The sequence below is a fragment of the Pseudomonas sp. P5_B2 genome (assembly GCF_056400445.1).
In genome coordinates, this window is sequence record NZ_JBFULH010000448.1 from 1 (window position 1) to 3,372 (window position 3,372).

4 protein-coding genes are annotated in these 3,372 nt (G+C 61.2%); 1 reads left to right on the forward strand and 3 read right to left on the reverse strand.

Annotated elements, in window-relative coordinates; all coding sequences use genetic code 11:
• Window positions 1-592: class I SAM-dependent methyltransferase (locus AC1DRJ_RS22125; RefSeq protein WP_477804017.1), on the reverse strand; the 592-nt coding region annotated here is incomplete at its 3' end.
• 37 nt (window positions 593-629) lie between these two features.
• Window positions 630-899 (reverse strand): DUF4242 domain-containing protein, encoded by a 270-nt coding sequence (locus AC1DRJ_RS22130; protein ID WP_477804018.1) that lies wholly within the window; start codon window positions 897-899, stop codon window positions 630-632.
• Window positions 900-1,080: 181 nt separating this feature from the next.
• Between AC1DRJ_RS22130 and AC1DRJ_RS22135 the strand changes: the two genes are divergently transcribed.
• Complete coding sequence (locus AC1DRJ_RS22135; protein ID WP_477804019.1) at window positions 1,081-2,058, forward strand: AraC family transcriptional regulator; 978 nt, start codon at window positions 1,081-1,083, stop codon at window positions 2,056-2,058.
• Window positions 2,059-2,082: 24 nt separating this feature from the next.
• Here the strand turns inward: AC1DRJ_RS22135 and AC1DRJ_RS22140 are convergent, their stop codons facing one another.
• On the reverse strand, window positions 2,083-3,291 hold the full coding sequence (locus tag AC1DRJ_RS22140; RefSeq protein WP_477804020.1) for a cytochrome c biogenesis protein DipZ: 1,209 nt from the start codon (window positions 3,289-3,291) through the stop codon (window positions 2,083-2,085).
• Window positions 3,292-3,372 lie beyond the last annotated feature (81 nt).

Genomic DNA, 3,372 nt, shown 5'->3' on the forward strand with positions numbered 1-3,372 from the left:
GCGTCACCTGGACCAGAAAGTCGCGTTCATCGAAGTGTGTATGCAGCCAGGCTTCCGTGCCCCAATTGGACGGCGGTTGTGCCCCCGCCGGGGGTGGCAGGTGCCGGCCAAGGGTCTTGAACATCTGCCCGACATAGCCTTCCGGCGTCCAGTTGGCCAGGCCGATCCGCCCACCGGGGCGGCAGACTCGCGCCAGTTCGGCGGCAGCCTTGGGCTGGTCGGGGGTAAACATCACGCCGAAGGTCGATAGCACCGCGTCGAAGCTCGCGTCTTCGAACGGCAATGCTTCGGCATCGGCCACCTGGAAGGTCACGTCCAGGCGCTCTGCCCTGGCCCGGTCTTCGCCACGCTCCAGCAGCGCGGCCACGTAGTCGGTCGAAGTGACTTTGCAGCCTCGGCGTGCGGCGGCGAGTGTCGCATTGCCGTTGCCAGCGGCGACGTCCAGCACCCGCTCATCACAGAGCAGGTCGCAGGCTTCGGCAAGCTGCTCGCCGACGATCTGCAGCGTGGTGCCGATAACGGCGTAGTCGCCGCTGGCCCAAGAGGTCATTTGGCGGTTTTTCAGGGCAGTGAGATCAATTGGTGTACTCATTAAGTCTGCTCCGTAAGGATTGCAACGCGACCTCGGCCTATTCCGCCGTGGTGGGATCGATAATGCCCGTCACCTGGGAAATACGGTTGGCCGGGAACCCACTGCGGGTGGCGTGTTCTTTGATGAGCGCTTCGTTGGGTGCGATGTACACGCAGTAGAGTTTGTCACCGGTAACGTAACTCTGAAGCCAGTGCACTTCTGGCAGTTCGCGCAACACATTGCAGGACTTTAGCGAAGCGGCTTTCAAATCGCGCTCTGACAGTGTTCCAGCGCCCTGGATCTCGCGTTCTATGACGAACTTTGGCATGGCAACCTCTAATTTTTGTTATTGATAACAGAGTCGGGATCGGCCCCGTTGAGCAACTATCGCCCTCGCGCAGGCCAGCGTCCTGCCCGATCGTCGGCCAACCTTGTCCGATCGTCCGGAGGTTGGGCGCGGGACCACGACAGGCTCACAATCAACTGCATCCATACACCGGGAAACTCCCATGGACGCCCTTTCACAAACCTTGCGTGTCGTGCGCCTGGTCGGCGCGATTTTCATCAATGCCCGGTTCACTGCGCCTTGGTGCTATCAATCGCCCAGCGCTGACTCGGCAGCACCGTTCCTGGAACCCGGTGCCGAACGCGTGGTGATTTTTCACTTGATCACCGAGGGTGAGTGTTACGTCGAACTCGGTGACGATCCGCCGTTGCTACTGATGGCTGGTGATGTGGTGGTTTTCCCCCAAGGCCACGCCCATCGCATGTGTTCTAAACCGGGGCTGCCGCCCGCTACCGGTGCGCGGCTGGACGTGGTGCTGGCGCGGCGTCCACGGCAGTTGAGTTATGGCGGTGGCGGCGCGGTCACACGGTTGGTGTGCGGTTATCTGGCGTGCGATACGCGGTTGGCCGGCATGTTGCTGACAGGGCTGCCGGCGGTGGTCCGGGTCAACGTGCGCGGCTCGAATGCCGGCATTTGGCTGGAATCTTCGGTGCGTTATGCGCTGGCCGAAGCCCACTCGCCAAGGCCCGGTGGCGAAGGTGTGCTGGCGAAACTGGCCGAGGTGTTGTTCATCGAAGTGCTGCGCCTGTACATGAACGAACAGGGCGAAGGGCGTACCGGCTGGCTGGCCGGGGTCGGTGACCGGATTGTCGGCGGCGCGTTGAACGCCCTGCACAAAAAGCCCTGTCACGCCTGGACGCTGGATGAGCTGGCGCGTACGGCCGGTACCTCAAGATCGGTGTTAGCGGAACGCTTCCAGCAATTGGTCGGGAGTTCGCCGATGCAATACCTGACGCAATGGCGGATGTTGCTCGCGGCCAATCTGTTACGCAGCAGTAACAGCTCACTGATGCGCATTGCCGAGGAAGTGGGTTACCAGACCGATACAGCGTTCAGCCGGGCCTTTCGTCGTGAGTTCGGTGCACCCCCGGCGGCGTGGCGGCGCAATCAGGCGAACAAAACAATGGCCCAGGGCGCGTAGCCTGTGGGCCATTGATTTGATCGGTTATGCAGCCGGGGCTTTCGCCTCTTCCAGTAGCTGCTGGATCACCTTCTCCTGTGTGTCGTAGCTGCCTTCACCGAAGTGGGTGTAACGCACCTGCCCTTTGGCGTCGATCAGATAATGCGCGGGCCAGTACTGATTGTCGAAGTTGCGCCAGATCGCGTAGTTGTTGTCGATGGCCACCGGGTAGGTGATTCCGAGCTTTTTCACTTGATCCTTGACGTTGTCGATGATGCGCTCGAAACCGTACTCCGGGGTATGCACGCCGATCACCACAAGGCCGTCCTTCTCATACTTCTTGGCCCAGTCCTTCACATACGGCAGCGTGTGCTGGCAGTTGATGCAGTCGTAGGTCCAGAAATCCACCAGCACCACTTTGCCTTTCAGCGATTCGTTGGTCAGGGCTGGCGAGTTGAGCCATTCGACGGCGCCGTTTAGCGACGGCATGGCGCCTTTGGCGTTGTCCATCGTATCGGCCTTCACTTTGCTGACGAAGTAATCGACCACTTTCGGCACGGTTTCCAGCACGCCTTTCTCAAGGCTGCTGACGCCTTCGGACGAGGTGCCGGCCAGCAGGGCTTTATCGGCACCGCTGGAAATCACCGCCGCCGCAGCCAGCACCGCAACACCGGTACCTCGACGCAGCCACCCGGTGAACGGGATCGACACTTTCAAGCGATTGACCAGCCCGCGACCAGCGAAGATCAAGGTGCCCAGCGATAATGCGCTGCCAAGGCCGTACGCCAGCAGCAACAGGCTGGTCTGCGCATTGGCGCCTTGCAGCATGGCGCCGGTGAGGATCACGCCAAGGATCGGCCCGGCACAGGGAGCCCACAGCAGGCCGGTAGCGACACCGATCATCACCGAACTCAAAGGGCCGGACAGGTTGCGGTTGTCGGGGTCAAGGCGATTGCCAAGCGCCACGAATGGACGGGCCATCAAGTCACCGACCCGGGCAGAGATCAGCGACACGGCAAACAGCCCCATCACGATCAGCGCGACCTGGCGACCGGTGTTGTTGGCTTGCACCACCCACTCACTGCTGACCACGGCCAGGCTGGAGATCAGGGCAAAGGTCAGGACCATGCCGCCGAGGGTCAGCAGGATGGAGGAACGGGTACGTTTGACCCCTGCGAACAGGAACGGTACGACCGGCAGGATGCAGGGACTGAGGACGGTCAAAATGCCGCCCAGGAAAGCGATGAGGAACATGGGATCACCTTTGAAATAAAGAGCGCGAAACAACACACAATCCCCGTAGGAGTGAGCCTGCTCGCGATAGCGGTGTGTCAG

Excerpts from the sequence above, each read along its gene's own strand:
- AC1DRJ_RS22130 (WP_477804018.1), bottom strand. The coding sequence starts at position 899 with ATGCCAAAGTTCGTCATAGAACGCGAGATCCAGGGCGCTGGAACACTG.
- AC1DRJ_RS22135 (WP_477804019.1), top strand. The coding sequence starts at position 1,081 with ATGGACGCCCTTTCACAAACCTTGCGTGTCGTGCGCCTGGTCGGCGCG.
- AC1DRJ_RS22140 (WP_477804020.1), bottom strand. The coding sequence starts at position 3,291 with ATGTTCCTCATCGCTTTCCTGGGCGGCATTTTGACCGTCCTCAGTCCC.